Annotated in this window: 17 protein-coding genes and 1 pseudogene; 6 read left to right on the forward strand and 12 right to left on the reverse strand. The window is 37.8% G+C overall.

Going from position 1 to position 19,885, the window contains the following annotated elements:
- Window positions 1-80: 80 nt before the first annotated feature.
- The 6 genes from rocD to CGC57_RS03385 form a co-directional block, all read right to left on the reverse strand.
- The gene (gene rocD / locus CGC57_RS03360) at window positions 81-1,325 is read right to left on the reverse strand and encodes an ornithine--oxo-acid transaminase (protein ID WP_095897953.1); all 1,245 of its coding nucleotides are present in this window, start codon (window positions 1,323-1,325) and stop codon (window positions 81-83) included.
- Window positions 1,326-1,443: 118 nt separating this feature from the next.
- On the reverse strand, window positions 1,444-1,857 hold the full coding sequence (locus CGC57_RS03365) for a hypothetical protein (protein WP_095897954.1): 414 nt from the start codon (window positions 1,855-1,857) through the stop codon (window positions 1,444-1,446).
- A 732-nt stretch (window positions 1,858-2,589) separates the two neighbouring features.
- Window positions 2,590-3,828: a sulfate adenylyltransferase subunit 1 gene (locus tag CGC57_RS03370; RefSeq protein WP_095897955.1), complete on the reverse strand. Its 1,239-nt coding sequence runs from the start codon at window positions 3,826-3,828 to the stop codon at window positions 2,590-2,592.
- A 91-nt stretch (window positions 3,829-3,919) separates the two neighbouring features.
- Complete coding sequence (locus tag CGC57_RS03375) at window positions 3,920-4,798, reverse strand: hypothetical protein (RefSeq protein ID WP_095897956.1); 879 nt, start codon at window positions 4,796-4,798, stop codon at window positions 3,920-3,922.
- 3 nt (window positions 4,799-4,801) lie between these two features.
- Window positions 4,802-5,929: a 2-amino-4-hydroxy-6-hydroxymethyldihydropteridine diphosphokinase gene (folK, locus tag CGC57_RS03380; RefSeq protein ID WP_095897957.1), complete on the reverse strand. Its 1,128-nt coding sequence runs from the start codon at window positions 5,927-5,929 to the stop codon at window positions 4,802-4,804.
- 146 nt (window positions 5,930-6,075) lie between these two features.
- Entirely contained in the window at window positions 6,076-7,029 is a 954-nt protein-coding gene (locus tag CGC57_RS03385; RefSeq protein ID WP_095897958.1) for a phosphoribosylaminoimidazolesuccinocarboxamide synthase, read from the reverse strand.
- Window positions 7,030-7,157: 128 nt separating this feature from the next.
- Between CGC57_RS03385 and CGC57_RS03390 the strand changes: the two genes are divergently transcribed.
- Complete coding sequence (locus CGC57_RS03390) at window positions 7,158-7,769, forward strand: fumarylacetoacetate hydrolase family protein (protein ID WP_095897959.1); 612 nt, start codon at window positions 7,158-7,160, stop codon at window positions 7,767-7,769.
- Window positions 7,770-8,014: 245 nt separating this feature from the next.
- Here the strand turns inward: CGC57_RS03390 and CGC57_RS03395 are convergent, their stop codons facing one another.
- Genes CGC57_RS03395 through CGC57_RS03405 form a run of 3 tightly spaced genes read right to left on the reverse strand, consistent with a single transcriptional unit; the run spans window position 8,015 to window position 11,074 of the window.
- Window positions 8,015-8,791 carry a diadenylate cyclase gene (locus CGC57_RS03395; RefSeq protein WP_095897960.1) on the reverse strand — a complete coding sequence of 259 codons (777 nt, stop codon included), beginning with the start codon at window positions 8,789-8,791 and terminating at the stop codon, window positions 8,015-8,017.
- Window positions 8,788-9,606, reverse strand: a complete 819-nt coding sequence (gene folP / locus CGC57_RS03400) for a dihydropteroate synthase (RefSeq protein ID WP_095897961.1) — start codon at window positions 9,604-9,606, stop codon at window positions 8,788-8,790. The genes CGC57_RS03395 and folP overlap by 4 nt, the downstream gene beginning before the upstream one ends.
- A gap of 49 nt (window positions 9,607-9,655) precedes the next feature.
- Window positions 9,656-11,074, reverse strand: coding sequence for an L-serine ammonia-lyase (locus tag CGC57_RS03405; RefSeq protein ID WP_095897962.1), 1,419 nt, complete (start codon window positions 11,072-11,074; stop codon window positions 9,656-9,658).
- Window positions 11,075-11,255: 181 nt separating this feature from the next.
- On the opposite strand from CGC57_RS03405, the gene CGC57_RS03410 reads away from it, so the two are divergent.
- The 4 genes and pseudogenes from CGC57_RS03410 (at window position 11,256) to CGC57_RS03425 (ending at window position 17,272) form a co-directional block, all read left to right on the forward strand.
- Window positions 11,256-13,787, forward strand: coding sequence for a DUF2339 domain-containing protein (locus CGC57_RS03410; RefSeq protein ID WP_095897963.1), 2,532 nt, complete (start codon window positions 11,256-11,258; stop codon window positions 13,785-13,787).
- 129 nt (window positions 13,788-13,916) lie between these two features.
- Window positions 13,917-14,600, forward strand: a pseudogene (locus CGC57_RS03415) (PAS domain-containing protein).
- Window positions 14,601-14,645: 45 nt separating this feature from the next.
- Entirely contained in the window at window positions 14,646-15,332 is a 687-nt protein-coding gene (locus CGC57_RS03420; RefSeq protein WP_095897964.1) for a PAS domain-containing protein, read from the forward strand.
- A gap of 140 nt (window positions 15,333-15,472) precedes the next feature.
- Complete coding sequence (locus tag CGC57_RS03425) at window positions 15,473-17,272, forward strand: AMP-dependent synthetase/ligase (RefSeq protein WP_095897965.1); 1,800 nt, start codon at window positions 15,473-15,475, stop codon at window positions 17,270-17,272.
- Window positions 17,273-17,281: 9 nt separating this feature from the next.
- Here the strand turns inward: CGC57_RS03425 and CGC57_RS03430 are convergent, their stop codons facing one another.
- The 3 genes from CGC57_RS03430 to panB are packed head-to-tail and all read right to left on the reverse strand — an operon-like array spanning window position 17,282 to window position 19,510.
- The gene (locus CGC57_RS03430; protein ID WP_095897966.1) at window positions 17,282-17,962 is read right to left on the reverse strand and encodes an RluA family pseudouridine synthase; all 681 of its coding nucleotides are present in this window, start codon (window positions 17,960-17,962) and stop codon (window positions 17,282-17,284) included.
- The gene (locus CGC57_RS03435; protein ID WP_095897967.1) at window positions 17,853-18,692 is read right to left on the reverse strand and encodes a YoaK family protein; all 840 of its coding nucleotides are present in this window, start codon (window positions 18,690-18,692) and stop codon (window positions 17,853-17,855) included. The genes CGC57_RS03430 and CGC57_RS03435 overlap by 110 nt, the downstream gene beginning before the upstream one ends.
- Entirely contained in the window at window positions 18,692-19,510 is an 819-nt protein-coding gene (gene panB, locus CGC57_RS03440; RefSeq protein WP_095897968.1) for a 3-methyl-2-oxobutanoate hydroxymethyltransferase, read from the reverse strand. The genes CGC57_RS03435 and panB overlap by 1 nt, the downstream gene beginning before the upstream one ends.
- A gap of 166 nt (window positions 19,511-19,676) precedes the next feature.
- On the opposite strand from panB, the gene CGC57_RS03445 reads away from it, so the two are divergent.
- Complete coding sequence (locus CGC57_RS03445) at window positions 19,677-19,871, forward strand: hypothetical protein (RefSeq protein ID WP_095897969.1); 195 nt, start codon at window positions 19,677-19,679, stop codon at window positions 19,869-19,871.
- Window positions 19,872-19,885: the final 14 nt, after the last annotated feature.

A 19,885-nucleotide genomic window follows, 5' to 3' on the forward strand; every position in this document is an offset into this window, starting at 1 on the left:
AAATGTACAAAATATTTCTGTATAAATAAAAAGCTACCTAAAACATTAGGCAGCTTTCTATTTGTATACAATATGATATATTATTTTTCAAACGCTTTTAAAGCATTGATAATAATAGCAATACATTCTCGTAATTCTGTTTCATTCATCACCAAGGGCGGAGCAAACCTAATGATATTGCCGTGAGTAGGTTTGGCGAGCAAGCCATTGTCACGCATCTTTAGGCAGATATTCCAAGCAGTGTCACTCTCTTCGGTATCGTTGATAACTACCGCATTTAATAATCCTTTACCACGTACTAATGAGGCAATTTTTGAGGTTTTGATATAATCTCCAATTTCTTTACGGAAAATCTCACCTAAACGGGCAGCATTTTCAGCCAAATGTTCATCTTTTACCACTTGTAAAGCTTCAATTGCTACTGCTGCTGCCAAAGGATTGCCTCCAAAAGTACTGCCGTGTTGCCCTGCTTTGATTACGTGCATTATACGGTCATCGGCAAGAACAGCACTCACAGGATATACACCCCCGCTAAGGGCTTTACCTAATACCAATACATCGGGTTTTACATTTTCGTGATCTACTGCCAAACGCTTCCCAGTTCGCGCTACCCCTGTTTGCACCTCATCTGCAATAAAGAGCGCATTATATTTTTCGCATAAGGCTTTAGCTCCACTCAAATAACCTTCAGAAGGGACGTATACCCCCGCTTCTCCTTGTATCGGTTCTACTAAAAAGCCTGCTACTGTTGCTTTATTATCGGCAAGCACTTGTTCCAAAGCTGCTAAATCGTTGTAAGGAACAGATACAAAACCAGGTGTATAGGGACCAAAGTTCTTACGCGCATTCTTATCAGAAGAGAAAGAAACTACTGTAGTAGTACGCCCGTGGAAATTCTGGTCGCATACAATAATAATAGCAGCACTTTCTGGCACTCCTTTCTGTTCGTATGCCCATTTGCGACATATTTTAATAGCTGTTTCTACAGCTTCAGCTCCTGTATTCATAGGGAGTACTTTTTCAAAGCCAAAATACTCGGTTACATATTTTTCATACACTCCGAGTTTATCGTTATAAAAAGCACGAGAGGTAAGTGTAAGAGTTTGCGCTTGCTCAGTAAGTGCTTTGATGATGCGAGGATGACAATGCCCTTGGTTTACAGCAGAGTAAGAGGAAAGAAAATCGTAGTAGCGTTTGCCTTCCACATCCCACACATATACCCCTTGCCCTTTGCTGAGAACGACTGGTAGTGGGTGATAGTTATGAGCACCGTACTGATTTTCCAGTGCCATTGCTTGTTCTGAGGTTAATTTTTGTGACGTCATATATTTTTCGTTTTATTTTTAGACGACAAATATACAACTAATTTTCGTAAAAACAAAAAAGCACAAACTTGGAATATCCAAATTTGTGCTATAAATTTTTTGCGTTACTATTCGTTTCCTAAAAGAAGTCGTCTAACATTGTTCCAAATTCTGCTTTACATTTGTATAGTAGAGCTCTTGAAATACCAATATTAGATTTTGGTCTATCCAATGCAGTGATTGAAAAGAATTTTCCTAAAGCTGAAATCATTAGCATATAGGTTATTTTATCAGCTTCAATTAGAATATAGTCTAAAGCTGTTTCTCCCATAGATTTATTGCTATTCATCACTTTTTTCACTTGATCTACAATCGTCAAATGAAAAGCTGAACTTTGTTCTACTATTTTTGAAGATTCTTCATTAGCTGAAGCTTTAGATAAAATAGTTCCATCTTTACAGCTTAAAATTCCATAAAATAGAAAACCAGGCATATTGGCTTTCATTTCTAAGCAATGAGCGTCGAGTAATTCTTGTAGTTTTGTTCCAGTCATAATAATAATATAATGTTTAGTTTTTTATGACGCAAAACTACACATTATTTTTATAACCTCCAAATTTTTTAACACTTTTTTTAGTTTTTATTTGCATTATATTAAGAATTAAAAACTATATTTCTCAAAATCAACCTTTTAGAAATTACTCTTCTATTAAATTTTTTTACTATTTTTTGGGTAAAAATACCTCTTTGGATAAAATATTATCCTTAAATAATAAAGATAAAACATAAATATAATATCTTGAATGCTTCTCTATGGATTGTTTTATAAAACTAAAAAAACATCTTTATTACGTATGTTATTGAATTAGTGAATGATAGATATACACTTCACTGTAATTTCTTAGTGTATTTCGCTTATTGTAAAGTTAATAAAAAAATAGGATTGTTTTATTTTTAGTTGTTGGCAGTTAGCTATTAGTTGTAAAAATTACCCAATAAAAAAAAACACCTAAATGGTGTTAGTTACTTTTCGAAAGCAAATCTTCAAAAATCATTATATTCAATTATTAACTATAGTTGGTAAAACTATTGATATTTATAATTTCTGAATGAGAAACTTGTTGTTTTCTAATTGTACTTTATTCTTATTGATATAAAGTCCTTCACTTCTATAAAATACTTATTTCCAGCAAGTGATGTTTCTTTTTTACTTTTAAAACTTTGCCAAAGGTCGTAGCACGACGAGTAATTAAAACTTTGGCAAAGTTTAGGGATTGGCTAAAAGCTAAGATATCATCACAGCTCCTACTGTAGCATTGCTCGTCTCATCAATGAGGATGGCGCTACCCATAGGGGGATTGCTTTGGAAAGCATCATATACTAATGGAGCAGCTGTTTTAAGTCGGATTTTTGCTATTTCATTGAGTTTTACACTTTCTACTCCTTCAGTTTGGTCAAGGGTATTGACATCTATTTTGTATTCAATTTCCTTTGCAATGGCTTTTACGAGCCTACTGCGCTGTTGTAACAAGTACTTATTACCCTCACGCAATTCGCGTTTGTCCATCCAGCACACAAGGGCTTCTATATCCTGACCTTGCTGAGGTTCAGCTCCTTGTTTGGCAAAATAGTCACCACGAGAAATATCGATATCATCTTCGATATGTAACACTACAGGGTCGCCTGCTTTGGCTTCTGCCACTTCTTCGCCATTGTGTTCTATCTTACTGATTTTAGTGTTGATACCTTCAGGAAGTACCACTATAGCATCGCCTTTGTGGTAAGTACCCGAAATAATTTGCCCTGCATAGCCGCGATAGTCGTGTAAGGCTTCTGTTTGAGGGCGTATTACATACTGCACCTGAAAACGAGGTTGGTCGTAATTATCTTTATTAATTTCTATAGTTTCTAAGAAGTCTAATAATGAATTTCCTTTGTACCAAGGCATTGCTTCAGTGGTATTCACAATGTTATCACCTACAAAAGCCGAAATTGGGAAATAGTGCACACTTTTCAATCCTAAACGTTTGGCGATACCTTCATACTCTTGCTGGATATTTTTGAATACCTCTTCACTATAGCCTACCAAATCCATTTTGTTTACAGCTACAACTACCTCTGGAATATTGAGCAGAGAGGCTATGATAGAATGGCGGCGAGTTTGTTCGGTTACACCATTACGAGCATCTACCAGAATGATAATAAGCTCAGAATTAGAGGCACCAGTAATCATATTGCGGGTGTACTGCGTATGACCAGGGGCATCAGCGATGATAAATTTGCGTTTAGGGGTTGCGAAATAGCGATAAGCCACGTCAATAGTAATACCCTGTTCACGTTCTGCACGAAGACCATCGGTGAGGATAGCGAGGTCTATACCATCATCGTTCTTATTTTTAGATTGTTGTTCAAGCGCCTCAAGCTGGTCGGCTAAAATGCTTTTGCTATCGTATAACAAACGACCTATGAGGGTACTTTTACCGTCGTCTACACTACCTGCAGTGATAAATCGTAATATATTCATTTGTATCTTAAAAATCAATTTTTGGCAAAGATACAAATAATTACGAAATACGAGTTACGAATAGCGAAAATAATTTGTTAAGAAGAAAATATTAAGAGTGTTTTTCATAAGTTATCCAATTAGTATAAGCTACATTATATTTCTTATCATTTGGATACTTATAACGTATAGAAGCACGGATTTTTACAACCGGTTTATCAAAGTCTATTATGTCTTGACAATTGATCATTTTATCAATTATGTGATAGACAAGATTGTATTTCTCACCTTTCTGCAAAGTTTTTTTGCAATCATTTAAATTTGCTGGAGGCACAGAAGGAGGTGGACAACCTTGTATATCTTTAGCTTTCCCATTCTCATCTTCATATTGTAAACCAAAATGAAACACATAATAAGTATTGATTTCAATGGGTTTACCTGAGTAATTTACAATAACTGCCTCAGCATATTCTCGGTTTACATCAGTGTAGTTTAGTGTTGCTTGTACGCCAATTTTTGGATTAGACAAGGATTTTCCAAGGTATGTACGTAGCTTTTGTTGTACTTCTGTCCGATATTCTTCTACATAATTCAGTAAGTCTGAAGGATAAGTACATTTTTTCTCAAATACATCAAATTGGATATAAAAACATTGAAACAAAGGAATATTTAGTGTTTCTTGCAAATAAAGAAAAGCTACATCACCTTTGCGCAATGGTTTTTCTTTGGAACAGACCATTACTTTAAGATTTGTAGTATCAGTAATACTATTAAGCAATAGAGTGATAGCCTCACTATCTTCTTGATAGCGTTGATAATTGGTGTTTTGAAGTAGTTGTTGAGAAGCGACATCCCATTGTAGAGAAATATCATCGCTGAAAGGAATGGTTATTACTTCAGGCTCTTTAACAGCGGTAGAGGTAGGTGATTGAGTATTACAATGGTTGAGGGCAATCGTAGAAAATACTAAAAGCAAAAGGGTACATTTCATAGCTTAATTCTCACGAATTTTTTCTATAATATACTCGTAGTGAGTGTAGTGTTGCACGAAATCGAGATCGGTTACATCGATGATAAGAGAATTGATAGCGGCATTTTTCTGTATAAAATCTAAATAGCCATAATGTATTTTTTTTAGATAATCAGGGGAGATGTTCTGTTCGTATTCCCTGCCGCGTTTTTTGATGTTCTCTATGAGGCGATCGGTATTTTGATAGAGAAATACGTACAAATCGGGTTTGATGATTTGGCTATAGAGAATATAGAAAAGTTTGCGGTACAACACAAATTCATCATCAGTAAGGGTTACCTTAGAGAAAATGAGGGATTTGAAGATATCGTAATCGGAAACGACGAACTCTTTAAACAAGTCGGTTTGAGCTAATTGTTCGCGCATTTGTTGGTATCGTTCGGTAAGGAACGACATTTCGAGTGTAAAGCCGTATTGTTTAGGATTTTCGTAGAATTTAGGCAAGAAAGGATTATCTGAAAACTGTTCTAAAATCAGTTTAGCATTGAAATCTTCGGCGATTTTAGTAGCCAAAGTAGTTTTACCAGAACCTATATTTCCTTCAATAGCGATGTACTTATAATTTAAAAACGGCGACTTTTGTGCGGGAAATGACAGTTGGTCGGACAAGCGTTGTACAGGTGAAGTGTCATTGGTAGTGCGGAGCAGTTCGGCAACTGTTTTTTTAAGTACGGGGTGTATTTTGAGGTCATCGATATTAGCTAAAGGCTTGAGCACAAATTTACGTTGGTGTAAAAGCGGATGGGGCACAGTAAGTACATCGGTATGAATCACTTCATCGTCATAGAAAAGTATATCGAGGTCTATCGTACGGGACTGGTAGCCTTTAGAATGAGGCATACGTTCGCGCCCCAGTTCTTGCTCTATTTGCAAGAGTTGCATTAGCACCTGCTCAGCAGAGAGGAAGGTGCGACAGAGCAGACAAGTGTTGAGGAAAGCCTCGCCTGAAAATCCCCAAGAGGGTGTTTCGTAGATAGGGGCTATATCCACAATGGTACCTACCCGCGTAGCAATGCCTTCTATGGCTTGTTGTAAGTACGCTTTACGGTTCCCTAAATTACTTCCTAATGATATGTAGACGTCGTGGTTCAATTGACAATTGACAATTAATAATTAACAAAAGTCCCAGTGTTTTTGATACAATTTGAGACGAACTTTGCCAAAGGTGCAACCCACAATGGGCAATTAGAAACTTTGGCAAAGTAGAAGCAAGAATGCTATTTTTATAGATTTTTTGATTATTGATTTTGTAAAAATCGTAATACGTTGTCGTGGATACGGTTTTCAATGTCGGAGGTATCGGCAGGAAGAAATTTTTCACCCATAATATTTTCGTAGAGCTCGATATAACGATCGGAAACAGATTGTACATATTCATCGCTCATTGCAGGCATTTTTTGTCCTTTTTCGCCTTGGAAGCCTTGTGAGATGAGCCACTGACGTACAAATTCTTTGGAGAGTTGGATTTGAGGTTCACCATTTTCTTGGCGTTCTTCATAGCCTTCTTTGTAGAAATAACGGGAAGAATCGGGGGTGTGAATTTCGTCGATGAGTACGATTTCACCATCGCGGGTTTTACCGAACTCATATTTGGTATCTACCAAAATCAAACCGTGTTTAGAAGCAATTTCGGTACCTCGTGCGAAGAGAGCATAGGTATATTTTTCCATCAAACGATAGTCGTCTTCATTTACAATTCCGCGACGAATGATTTCTTCACGAGAGATATCTTCATCGTGCAAACCTTGTTCTGCCTTAGTAGCAGGGGTGATGATGGGGTGTTGAGGGAACATATCAAACTCACGCAATCCTTCTGGTAAAGGCACTCCTGAGAGCTTGCGCACTCCGTTTTTGTAGAGGCGTGCAGCGTGCCCTGCAAGGTAACCACGAATTACCATTTCTACTTTTAGAGGTTCGCACACTTGCCCAATAGAAACATTAGGATCGGGGGAAGCAATAAGCCAATTAGGCACAATATCTTCAGTTTGTTGCAAAAAACTTACAGCTATTTGGTTTAGAATCTGACCTTTATAAGGGATGCCTTTAGGAAGAATAGCATCGAAAGCTGAAATACGATCAGTGGCAATCATAATGAGGGTATCATCTTTCAATTGATACACATCACGTACTTTCCCTTTATAAACAGACTTTTGTTTAGGGAATTTAAAGTTTGTTTTTGTTATGGTATTCATCTTCGTAAAAAGTTTTTAAAATCTCTTTCTCGGGGCAAAGGTATAAAATAATTACGAATTACGAGTTACGAATTATGAAAAAATACTACTTTTGCAATATCATTTTTATACGCTAAAAAGGAAAGACTATGAAAATCATTTGTATAGGTAGAAATTACCGCGAGACTATCGAAGAAAACAATCAAACACCACTTCAACCTATAGTAGTGTTTATGAAACCAGACACAGCTATCCATAACCTTGAAATTCCTTATTACATTCCTGATTTTACACAGGATTTGTATTACGAAATAGAATTAGTGCTGAAAATCAACCAAAATGGGAAATGTATTTCGGAGAAGTTTGCACATAAATATTACGACGAGATTGCTGTGGGCATTGATTTTACAGCTTGCGATCTACAAGCTGAATTGAGCCAAAAAGGGCTGTCTTGGGAGCAAGCAAAGGCTTTTGACAGCTCGGCTATCGTAGGAAAATTTGTATCTAAAGAAATGTTTAGCAACTCCTCCCCTATTGAGTTTCACTTAGATAAAAACGGCTCTACTATACAAGAGGGAAAGACAACACAAATGCTCAGAGGATTTGATACTATCATTGCTGAAGTATCACAGTACTTTACCCTTCGCAAAGGCGACCTTATCTTTACAGGAGCGCCCCAAGGTGCAAGGAAGGCAGTAGCAGGTGATTTATTAGAGGGATTTTTAGGAGAAGAGAAGAGTTTTAGCTTGAAAATTAGATAAGGAGAGGTGTCTTTAGTATAGCCTCTGCTACTCACTACCACCGCACTGTCTATAGAGCCCCTATAAAGTTTTTCTCATTGTATTGCAGTGGAAAGTTAGCTAAAACAGTGGTTGTGTAAGCTGAAAAAAGTATTAAAAATAGGAACTTCATATCATATTATCATTAGAAGTTTTAGACTTTATCAAAGGTGCGAGTCGCACGGGCAATTAAGGACTTTGACAATGTGTGTGATATAAAAGCAATTTTAAAAATCAGCTTGTATAGTTTTGATGAGTTCATCGGGGTCTTTGAATTTTACAAAAGCTCCATTCTTGAAGTAAGAGATATGCCCTGTTTCTTCAGAAACTACTAAAGCTGTAGCATCGGTTTTCTCGGTAATGGAAATAGCGGCGCGGTGGCGCAAACCGTAGCGTTTAGGCAAATTGATTTCACTTGCCACAGGCAATATCACCCTTGTAGCTACAATATGATCGCCCTTTATCACAATAGCTCCATCGTGTAGCGGGCTGTTTTTATAAAAGATACTTTCAATAATAGGCTCAGAAAATTCTATATTCACCTTGTCACCCGTTTCAGTTACAAAATCAAGGGGCATATTGTGTTCCAAAACAATAAGCGCTCCTGTATTGGTAGTTCCTAATTTCAAACATACATTTACCAAACTTTCGATATTGAGTAGAATTTCTTTTTCTTTGAAAAAATGAAATACGCGTTGTAATTTGTTGCGCGCTGTGATATTAGTAGAACCCAATGTGAGCAAAAAGCGACGTATTTCCTGCTGGAACACAACTATTAATGCAAAGACTCCTACCCCAATAAACTGACCTAACATACTGCTGAGCAACTGCATTTGCAGGGCTTCTGTAATTTTCCATATCAGGTAGATAATCACAATCCCCATAAAAATATTGATAGCTACCGTACCCCGAATCAATCGGTAGAGGTAGTACAAAAGAGATGCAAATAGCAGTATATCAATCGCATCGACAACGGTAAAGTCTAAAATATCGAATAGTTTCATTGTATTTTTTCAAAGAGTGTTACACATTCTTTAGCTTCTTTTACATCGTGTACCCGCAAGATGTGTGCCCCTTTCATCAAGGCAATAGTATTGACTACTGTCGTAGCATTCAGTGCATTGGCGGGGTCGGTTTCTAACAGTTTGTACAACATCGACTTGCGGGAAAAACCTACCAATAGCGGACAACCAAAACACTGAAATAGTTCTAAGCGCTTCAAGACTTCGTAATTTTGGTCTAAAGTTTTAGAGAATCCAAAGCCTACATCTACTATAAAATCATTAATTCCTGCTTCTAAGGCTTTAGCTTTGCGCTCCGAAAAATAGTAGCGCATATCGCTGATAATATCATTATAATCAGTATGTTGTTGCATTGTTTGGGGGGTACCTACAAGATGCATCGCAATATAAGGCACCTGAAATTGTGCCACTACGGGCAACATCTGCTCATCTAAGAGTCCCGCAGAAATATCGTTGATTATACAAGCTCCTTCTAAGAGTGATTGGCGCGCTACCTCACTGCGGAAAGTATCTACTGAGATACGTATCTCGGGGAAATGTTGCACCAAAGAGCGCACTACGGGCAGAACCCTATTAAGTTCTTCATTTTGTGAGACTTCAGGTGCATTCGGGCGAGTACTATAGCCCCCTACATCAATAAAATCAGCACCTTGAGCAAGCATTGTTTCAGCGCGTTGCAAGAGTGTTTTTTCGGTTACACGACTCCCTTCGTAAAAAGAGTCGGGGGTATGATTGAGGATTCCCATCACTTTTGGGGTATCCATAGAGAGCAATTCTCCTTTACAATTGATGGTCATAAATATTAGGTGTCAGGTGTCAGGTGTTAGGTTTCAGGGTTCAGGGGGGTTAGCAGTCTGCCATATTTACGGCGACGGCTAAACCACCTTCGGAGGTTTCTTTATATTTAGAATTCATATCTTTGGCAGTTTGCCACATTGTATTTATCACCTTATCCAAAGGAACTTTGACATTCTTAGGGTCGGTTTCGATAGCCAATTCGGCAGCGTTAATTGCTTTGATTGCCCCCATTGCATTGCGCTCTATACAAGGGATTTGCACCAATCCGCCGATAGGGTCGCAAGTAAGCCCCAAGTGGTGTTCCATTGCTATTTCGGCAGCGATAAGCACCTGCTCAGGAGAACCGCCTAAGAGTTCACAGAGCGCGCCTGCCGCCATTGCTGACGACACCCCTATTTCGGCTTGACAACCACCCATAGCCGCCGAGATGGTTGCCCCTTTTTTGAAGAGACTGCCTATCTCGCCTGCCACCAAGAGAAATTGCTGAATATGCTCCTCAGTAGCCTGTTGGTTTTCAATAGTTACATAGTAGAGCAACACTGCTGGAATTACTCCTGCACTTCCGTTAGTAGGTGCGGTAACCACACGCCCTAACGAAGCATTCACTTCATTGACTGCCAGTGAAAAACAACTCACCCATTTGAGGATTTCGCGGAACTTGATATTCGTTTTCTTGATAGAGTTCAGCCAATTTTCAGGACTATCATAAGTAACTACCCCGATGAGGTTCTTATGGATATCATAAGCGCGACGGCGCACGTGCAAGCCGCCAGGGAGTACCCCCTCGGTATGGCAACCTATATAAGTGCATTCCAGCATTGTATGCCATATACGCATCAACTCGCTGTGAATTTGCTCCTCTGTGCGCAAGGATTTTTCGTTTTCATAAACTATTTCGGATATTTTCTTACCCTCTTGCCGACAATAGTTTATCAGTTCTTCAGCTTTATCGATAGGAAAAGGAAAATTGCGTCGGTTATCATCTTTAGTTATTGTTTGTTCCCCTTCTTTTACTATAAAACCACCCCCTACTGAGTAGAAAGTAGAAGCATAGCTAAAGTCTTCACCTTCAGCAGTAAAAGTAAGCCCATTAGCGTGAAAAGGCAAGAAATTCCTGTTAAAAACGATATTTTCTTTAGGGTTGAAGTTGATAATCTGTTCGTTACCCAAACAGAGTTTTTGATTGTTAGTAATAGCTGTAATGATTACGTCTAAGCTCTCAATAGGCACATACTCAGGGTCGGCACCACTGAGACCAAGCATTACTGCTAAATCAGTAGCGTGTCCTTTGCCAGTGAGGGAAAGAGAACCATACAAATCTACGTGTACTTTCGTTGTTTTGGACAATAGGCGCTTCTCTCTCAATTCTTTGAGGAAAGCCTCGGCAGCACGCCAAGGACCTAAAGTGTGAGAGCTGGAAGGTCCTACCCCTATTTTAAGCATATCGAATACACTTATTCGTTCCATTTAATTTACTATAAGAGTTTTAAGACCGCAAAAGTAGGAAACAATTAGCAAATTAGCAAAAATTTTATTTGTGAAAACAGTAAGTAACAAGAGGTAAGACTATTTTTTTATTTATCTTTTGTTTGTTAATTATTAACAGTTTTATATCTTTGTGCTTTCAAACGAAGTTTTTCAAAAGAATATGATCACTAATAAAGAATTAGAAGCCCTAATGAACAAAGTTGATGGGGCTGTAGATAAACAATATGATTTCATCAAAGAGATGAAAGGTATTAAAAACTACCTTTGGGAGCTGAAAGCTACAATGCAGGAAAGTACTGAGAGAGCAACTATTGCGCCTCCAGTTATAGAGACAATTGCAGAACAGCCTATTGTACCCACAGTGGTAGAAGAAGAAAAACTTGATCCTACAGTAGTGGAAGAAAAACTTGCTCCTGCTGCAATGGAAGAAGTTATAGAAAAAACTGCTGAAGAAACTGTAGAAAGAGTTGCTGAAGACCCTATTATTAATCCTCAAATAGTAGAAGAAGTAACAGCCGAAGAAACTACTATTGCACCTCAACCCATAGAAGCAAACCAACCTTACCATAGCAGAAAACCTGATTTTGAAAAACAAGTAGACAATTGGTTTAAACCTAAAAAATCTATTAACTGGGAACGTTTTATTGGTGAAAACTTATTCAGCAAAATAGGGATAGGCATTATCATTATTGGGGTGTTTATAGGAGTAAAATACTCTATAGAACACAACTTAATCAGCCCTGCAATGCGATTGGTATTGGGCTACTTAGTGGGAGCAGGACTTTTTGTGGCAGGAGCAATGCTCAAAAAGAAATACGAGAGCTTCAGCGCAGTGCTTGTGAGTGGAGCGATGACGATTTTCTACTTTGTTACTTTTATAGGCTATTCGGTATTTGAGTTTTTCCCGCAGTCGCTTACCTTTATACTGATGTTCCTCTTCACTGCCTTTACGGTAGCCGCATCGCTAAACTACAACAAGGTAGTGATTGCTCTCATAGGCTTAGTAGGTAGTTATGCCGTTCCATTCTTACTGAGCGATAACTCAGGACGCGTATCTATTTTGTTTGCTTATACAGCTATTATCAACATTGGGGTACTCATCATTTCGTTCTACAAACAATGGCGTTCTCTTTATTTATCAGCTTTTGTTTTCACTTGGTTAATGTTGCTTTCATTGTGGGCTAACAATTACGAGTACGATGATTTTGCACCTTATTTCACTTTCAATTTAGTTACTTTTCTCACTTTTTATATAGCTTTTATCTTCCAGAAAATACATCAAGAAAAAGAGTTAAAAGGTTTAGATGTAGTACTATTCCTATTTAATAGTTTGCTTTTCTTTAGTATGGGAGTGTGGTATATTCACGACTATTCTATAGGTAATCGCACTGCTATAGCGGCATTCACTTTAGGAAATGCCCTATTGCACTTTGGGGTAGCCTATTATTTCCATGTTAAAAAATTCCCTTCACAAGCTCTAAAATACTTGATATTAGTATTGGCGCTATCCTATGCTACTTTAGTGATACCTATCCAATTCAAAGGCTCTTGGATTACAGTATTTTGGAGTGCTGAAGCTGCTTTGCTCTTCTGGTTTGGTCGCCGCAAAAACTTGCTGGTATACGAGCGAATTTCATACGCTGTAATGGTATTGGCGAGCATCAGTTTATTAATCGATTGGACAAAAGCAGACTACAGTTTATACTATACAAATTTGAATGAGTTTAATAATATCGTTCCGTTTGGCAATGCGATGTTCATCAATGCATTGTTATATAGTGCTGCCTTTGGTTTTATGGCATATACACACCATTTAACTCAACTCGCTAACAAAGAAATCTACAAGCTCCTTACCATCATACTAAATATTTTGTGTGTAGGGTCTCTCTATTTTATATTCTTTAGAGAAATAGATATTTTGTGCGATGTAAGAGCTCTCCAGCAAACACCTAATCTTACAGATAATTATGGTGCTTGGGAAGCGTTAGATAATTTTAAAAACGTATGGAAAATAGTTTATAGTTTGCTTTTTGTTGTTGTTTACACCTTATTGAATATAAAATTGTTCAAATCTAAATTATTGGGTGAAATACAGTTTGGCATCAGCATTTTGCTCGCATTTATTTTTATGACCTTAGGGCTATACACTTTCAGTGAATTGAGAGAAAGTTACCTCGATAATCCTCAGTTATCACTTTGGTTCTTGAATGTGAGATATGTAGGGATTGTAGTTTTTGCTATATTCTGTTATACATCCTACTTATTGAGTCGTTTTCTCAATTTAAAAGAAGAAGTTAAAAAGAACTTAGAATTCCTTCTACACCTCGTTATTTTATGGGTTGCCAGCAGCGAGCTCTTGCACTGGACAGAGCTTTACCGTTCGGCTTCTAACTACAAATTAGGACTTACCATCTTATGGGGCTCTTACGCACTTCTTTTGGTAGTTTTAGGTATTTTCAAACGTAAGAAACATCTGCGTATTTCGGGTATTGTACTCATCGGTTTCAGTATCCTAAAATTATTCTTGTACGACACTACCCACTTAGACGCCTTGCGGAAAACTATTGTATTTGTAATTCTCGGTTTCTTAGTGCTTGTAGCATCATTTTTTTATAACAAATACACTAACAAGATTGAAGAAACAGATAAATCTGAAAACGATAACACTACGGACAATAACGCAACAATTTGATATTCAAAAACGTAAAAAAGTAAGTTTTAGACGTTCCGAAATTTTATGAAAAGTTTAAGAGAAAAAAACATTTCATCTTTAAGAAACTTTGTACCTTTGCGCGATAATAACCAAAAATAAAATTTTGGAATGATTAATGATTATAGAAAAATTGAACTTACTGTGGAACGCCCTACTCCAATAGACAGAGAAGTAGGTTGGAACAAATCACAAGTGGTGATTAGTGAAACTGATGTTTATGGTCGTATTACTAATGTGAATGATGTGTTTTGCAATGTTTGTGGCTATTCACCAGATGAGATGATAGGACAACCTCACAGCATTATTCGCCACCCTGATATGCCTAAACTAATTTTCAAATTGCTTTGAGATAACCTTAAAGCTGGTAATAACTTTATTGGGGTTATCAAAAACTTGGCTAAGAGCGGTGAATACTATTGGGTAATTACCGATTTTGAAATGCGCTGCGACGCAATGGGTAATATCACTCACTATATCGCTCGCCGTAAGTCAGTACCTAAAGCTGTGATTGAAAACTATGTAGCACCTCTTTACGAAACCTTATTGAAACTTGAAAAAGTAGGTGGTATGGAACTCAGCACTCGTTTCTTCAAAAACTATTTGGCTAAACAAGGTAAAGACTATATTGATTTTATCATTGATGTAATGAATGAAAACCGTGAAAACGTAGCCTTTGAGGAAATTCCTGTATCATCAGTAGATACTAGCACTGTAGTATCTGATGATATTGTAACAATGAACGAAGCTCAGAACGAAAAACGTAAAAGTTTCTTCAGTCACCTATTTAGTTAGGAGAAAATTATTACTGAAGAACTTATTAAATTAACAATAAATAATATGTCAGATTTTCAAAATCTAGTACCTACTATCGAGCGTCCTACCCCTGTAGATCGTGAAGTAGAATGGGATAAAAGTAAAGTGCTCATCAGTGAAACTGATGCTGCAGGAACTATTACCAATGTAAACGATGTGTTCTGCTCGGTAGCACACTATTCTGCCAGCGAACTCATTGGGCAACCTCATAACCTTATTCGTCACCCCGATATGCCTAAATTGATTTTTAAACTCCTTTGGGATAACTTGAAAGCAGGTAACAACTTTGTAGGGGTTATCAAGAACTTAGCAAAAACAGGTGAATACTACTGGGTAGTAACTGATTTTGAAATGCGTCGCGACGAAACAGGTAAGATTACACACTATATTGGTAGACGTAAATCTGTGCCAAAATCAGCTATTACCAATTATGTAGCTCCTTTCTATGATTCACTCTTAAAAATGGAGAGAATAGGTGGGGTAGAACTCAGCAGTCGTTTTTTCAAAAACTATTTGGCTAAACAAGGCAAAGATTATATCGACTTTGTAATCGACATTATGTCGGAAGAACAACAACAAACCTTTAGTTCAGAAACTGTTTTGGCTGTGGATAACACACCTGCAGTAGCACCTGTGTCTGACGATATCCTACACGTAGATGATTCGATGAATAAAAAACATAAAAACTTCTTTGAACGTTTGTTTTCTTAGTAATAAATTTTTATTGATTATATAAAGGAATAGAGCAATGCTCTGTTCCTTTTTTTTGTGGTATAACATTTGTTACTTGTATATTGCTAATTGAAAAATATTTTATACTTTTGCCCCGACTAATTAATTCAATAACGAAAATGGATTTAACAGCCTATCATTTTGTGTCGCTGTTCCGCAATAATGTACAGCAATACCCACAAAAAGATGCCTTAATGGGAAGAGACGCTGCTTCTCAATGGAAAGGCATCACGTGGGAAACTTTAGGCAATACCACTACCCTTCTTTCTAAAGCTCTACTTTCATTGGGGATACAACCTCAAGAAACAATAGGGATTCTCTCTCAAAACACTCCTCAATGGTCGCTTGCCGACCTCGCTTGCTTGCAAATACGCGCTATTACGGTGCCTATATACACTACAAACACAGCCGAACAAGCTCTTTACGTGATGAATCACGCTGAAGTGAAAGTACTATTTGTAGGCGATGAAAAACAATACCAAAAAGTACTTCAAGTTGCTAATCAATGTCCATCATTACAAATGATTATAGTATGCGACAACGAGGTTGCTCTTACCGAAAAACAATATTCAATTCACTGGAACGATTTTTTAGCATTGGGTAGTAGTTCTCAATATGATATTGAGTTTGAAAAGCGCATTGCCGAACGCAATCTAGACGATCTTTTCACGATTATATACACCTCGGGCACCACAGGTGAACCCAAAGGAGTAATGCTTTCCTACGAGAACTTAGCTTTCCAAATGATAGGACACACCGAGCGCCTATCAACTGTGGATAACACCGATATTTCTTTAGCTTTCTTACCCTTATCACACGTATTTGAACGCGCTTGGACATTTTTCTGTCTTTATAAAGCTGTTACGGTATACTATTTAGACGATACTAATTTAGTGCGTGAAGCCCTTGCCCAAGTGCGCCCCACTTTGATGTGTGCTGTACCTCGTTTCTACGAGAAGATATTTGCAACAGTGCATGACAAAGCGGATGCTTCTTCCTTTGTGAAACGCAAACTCTTCCGTTTAGCCATTGCTACCGGTAGACGCGTGTTGAACTTGCGCGAACAAGGCAAAAAACCGTCATTAGCACTACAAAAAGCCTATAACCTTTTTGATAAATTAGTATACAAAAAACTAAAAGAAGCTCTTGGTGGTCGCATTAAGTTTATGCCTTGTGGGGGTGCAAATCTCGAACCCAGTATAGGTAGGTTTTTCCAATCAATTGGTATTAATTTGAAATTGGGTTATGGAATGACCGAAACAGTTGCCACCATATCTTGCTGGGGTGACAATCGTATCAACCCTCAATCGGTAGGGGAAGTAATGCCTAACGTACAAGTGCGTATAGGTGAAGATAACGAAATATTAGTAAAAGGAGGAATGGTGATGAAGGGTTACTATAAAAACCCTGAAGAAACAGCCAAAGTATTTACTCCCGATGGTTATTTGCGTACTGGTGATGCTGGTAAGTTAGATGGTAACAATAGTCTCTTTATTACTGAACGCATCAAAGAATTGATGAAAACTTCTAATGGCAAATACATTGCTCCACAAATGATTGAAGGTAAAGTGGGCAAATATAACCTTATTGAACAGATAGCTGTAGTTGCCGATGGAAAGAAATTTGTTTCAGCTCTTATCGTTCCTAATTTTGAGATGCTGTCGCAAGCCTTAAAAGACCTTAATATTAAGTATAAAAACACAGCAGATTTGATCAAACACAGTCAGGTGATAGAATACATAGGCAAGCAATTGCAAAAATTCCAAAAAGACTTACCTGACTACGAGCAAATTAAGAAGTTTACGTTACTTCCTTCAGCTTTTACAATTGAACGCAACGAAATTACCCCTTCATTAAAGTTAAGAAGAAAGGTGATTTATGCTAATTACAGTCGTGAAATAGAAGCGATGTACAAATAAATTAACTAATTAGCCAATTTGCCAATTAGGAGCTACCTCAATTGAAACATTCTCCTTTTTAACGGGGTGTAAAAAGCGAAGACTATGAGCGTGAAGACAGATACCGCCATCGGGATTTGAGCGTTTAGCTCCATATTTCAAATCACCTTTGATATGCAAGCCAATGGCAGCCAATTGCGCTCTTATTTGGTGATGTCGTCCTGTGATAAGGTCGATTTCCAATAAATAATAACGATCATAAGTTTTTAATAGTTTGTAGTGCAATACAGCCTTTTTGCTGTGTTGCACTTCTTTTTGATACGCTACTGATTTATTTTGTTTTTCATTGCGCACTAACCAGTGGATAAGCGTCCCTTCCTCGGCCGGAGGCATCGCATCTACCAAAGCCCAATAAGTTTTTTGCACTTCTTCCTTATTAGCAAACATCGCATTAAGACGCGCAAGTGCCTTAGATGTCTTAGCAAAAAGCACCACCCCTGTAGTAGGTCGGTCTAAACGATGAACTACCCCGAGGAACACCTCCCCAGGTTTGTTGTATTTTTTCTTAAGATAAGCCTTAACAATTTCGCTTAGGGGTATATCACCCGTCTTGTCGCCCTGAACTATGTCGCCCACTCGCTTGTTTACGGCGATAACGTGATTGTCTTCGTAAAGCACGTCTACGTTTTCGGCGTTTGTGATAAGTTTCATAATGTCGTTTATTAGTGAAGTAGAGAAAACGTATTCCATCGTAAAAAAGTCCGATGAGAAGTATGATTACTGAAATCAGCAGTGTATATATAGAAAGCCCGCGTTCAATATAAAAATACCCCGCACTAAATCCGCCTAAAAAGAAAAATGCAATGATGAAAAGTCGCAAGCGGATAGTGTTTTTCAGTTGCGCGTGTTGATTTTCATAGTGATTGCGATTTAAATAAAGCCTTTGAGCGAGTTCAATACCCAAATCGGTAAAAAGTCCTGTAAGGTGAGTAGTGCGCACTACCGAGTTGGAGATTTTGGTTACAAAAGAATTCTGCAACCCCATCGCAAAGAGCAAGATACAAGCCGTTACATCTGTAGGAATTGCTTCGGGAAAAAAGAAGTGCAACCCCATTACCAATAACAAAGCAAAGCACTCTAAGAGTGTAGGTTTCAGATATTTATTTTGGGTACGATGGTAATTAGCATTTTCAATGAGCAACCCCGAAGTAAAAGAGCCTAACAAGAAAGCAAAGATATAGAGAAAATAAATCAATCCTTTCCAAAATTCGGCTACCGATACATCATAAATAAAATAAGCAAAGTGCCCTGTTACGTTAGTGGTGAGTTTGCCCACAAACAAAAAGCCCGTAACGTTCACCATTCCTGCAACGAATGAGAGCACTACGGCTATTTGTAAATTGTGTTTAGCGGTACGCTTTTTACCTTGATGGCGGAACATTAGTACTGTTCTTTTTCATTAGGAAAATCAACGTTCTTCACATCTTCAATATAATGAGACACTGCCTTGGTAATCACCTCTTGCAAGTTTGCATATTTGCGCAAGAAACGAGGCTGAAATTCATTGTTCATTCCAAGCATATCCTGCATTACAAGCACTTGTCCATCTACCGCACTACCTGCGCCAATACCAATGATAGGCACACGCACACTTTTAGCTACTTCTTCTGCTAATTTAGCAGGTATTTTTTCTAATACAATAGCAAAACAACCCAATTGTTCGAGCAGTTTAGCATCTTCTTTGAGTTTTTGTGCTTCGGCTTCTTCTTTAGCGCGCAAAGCAAAAGAACCAAACTGATGAATTGATTGTGGCGTAAGCCCCAAGTGTCCCATCACAGGAATACCTGCATTCACAATGCGCTTGATACTCTCGGCTTCTTCTTTACCTCCCTCTAATTTAATAGCGTGCGCTCCACTTTCTTTCATTATTCTGATAGCCGAACGCAAAGCCTTTTTAGGGTCGGACTGGTAAGTACCAAAAGGCAAATCCACCACCACAAGAGCGCGTTCTACCCCACGTACTACTGATGAAGCGTGATAAATCATCTGATCTAAGGTGATAGGCAAGGTTGTTTCGTGTCCTGCCATTACATTACTGGCTGAGTCGCCTACCAAAAGTACATCGATACCAGCGGAATCTAATAATTTTGCAAAAGTATAATCGTAGGCGGTAAGCATTGAAATCTTCTCGCCATTGGCTTTCATCTCTACTACCGATTTGGTAGTTACGCGTTTGTATTCTTTTCTAACTGCAGACATTTCTTTTTGTAGTTTAAAAATCGCGGCAAAGATATAAATAATTAACAAATTAGCCAATTTGTTGATTAGCAAATTTCAATCCGTCTCTTAACGAAAAAACTTTTCTCTCATTCTTCTAAAAAATAATTGCTACCTTTGCATCACGAACATTATATTTTATAGCGCTATGTATAGATTTGGAGAACCTAAAAGTTTAGATACAATTACTGCCAAAGATGTAATTGACAACAAATTATGGGTTTGGGAGAGAAAAGAAATGAATATCAACACTAAAGAATCTATAGAAGAAATGACTGCTGCCTTATTTCAAGCTATAGTACAAATGAAGAAAAGGAAAAAATGGATGTCAATTGGCATTTAGATAAATTTTTCGCC

The organism is Capnocytophaga sputigena, assembly GCF_002302495.1.
GTDB lineage: Bacteria > Bacteroidota > Bacteroidia > Flavobacteriales > Flavobacteriaceae > Capnocytophaga > Capnocytophaga sputigena.

Coding starts and splice junctions, on each gene's coding strand:
- CGC57_RS03370 (WP_095897955.1), bottom strand. CDS start 3,828: ATGAATATATTACGATTTATCACTGCAGGTAGTGTAGACGACGGTAAA.
- CGC57_RS03420 (WP_095897964.1), top strand. CDS start 14,646: ATGTCAGATTTTCAAAATCTAGTACCTACTATCGAGCGTCCTACCCCT.
- folP (WP_095897961.1), bottom strand. CDS start 9,606: ATGACCATCAATTGTAAAGGAGAATTGCTCTCTATGGATACCCCAAAA.
- CGC57_RS03385 (WP_095897958.1), bottom strand. CDS start 7,029: ATGAATACCATAACAAAAACAAACTTTAAATTCCCTAAACAAAAGTCT.
- CGC57_RS03405 (WP_095897962.1), bottom strand. CDS start 11,074: ATGGAACGAATAAGTGTATTCGATATGCTTAAAATAGGGGTAGGACCT.
- CGC57_RS03390 (WP_095897959.1), top strand. CDS start 7,158: ATGAAAATCATTTGTATAGGTAGAAATTACCGCGAGACTATCGAAGAA.
- CGC57_RS03365 (WP_095897954.1), bottom strand. CDS start 1,857: ATGACTGGAACAAAACTACAAGAATTACTCGACGCTCATTGCTTAGAA.
- CGC57_RS03435 (WP_095897967.1), bottom strand. CDS start 18,692: ATGTTCCGCCATCAAGGTAAAAAGCGTACCGCTAAACACAATTTACAA.
- CGC57_RS03375 (WP_095897956.1), bottom strand. CDS start 4,798: ATGAAATGTACCCTTTTGCTTTTAGTATTTTCTACGATTGCCCTCAAC.
- CGC57_RS03395 (WP_095897960.1), bottom strand. CDS start 8,791: ATGAAACTATTCGATATTTTAGACTTTACCGTTGTCGATGCGATTGAT.
- CGC57_RS03410 (WP_095897963.1), top strand. CDS start 11,256: ATGATCACTAATAAAGAATTAGAAGCCCTAATGAACAAAGTTGATGGG.
- panB (WP_095897968.1), bottom strand. CDS start 19,510: ATGTCTGCAGTTAGAAAAGAATACAAACGCGTAACTACCAAATCGGTA.
- CGC57_RS03430 (WP_095897966.1), bottom strand. CDS start 17,962: ATGAAACTTATCACAAACGCCGAAAACGTAGACGTGCTTTACGAAGAC.
- CGC57_RS03425 (WP_095897965.1), top strand. CDS start 15,473: ATGGATTTAACAGCCTATCATTTTGTGTCGCTGTTCCGCAATAATGTA.
- rocD (WP_095897953.1), bottom strand. CDS start 1,325: ATGACGTCACAAAAATTAACCTCAGAACAAGCAATGGCACTGGAAAAT.
- CGC57_RS03445 (WP_095897969.1), top strand. CDS start 19,677: ATGTATAGATTTGGAGAACCTAAAAGTTTAGATACAATTACTGCCAAA.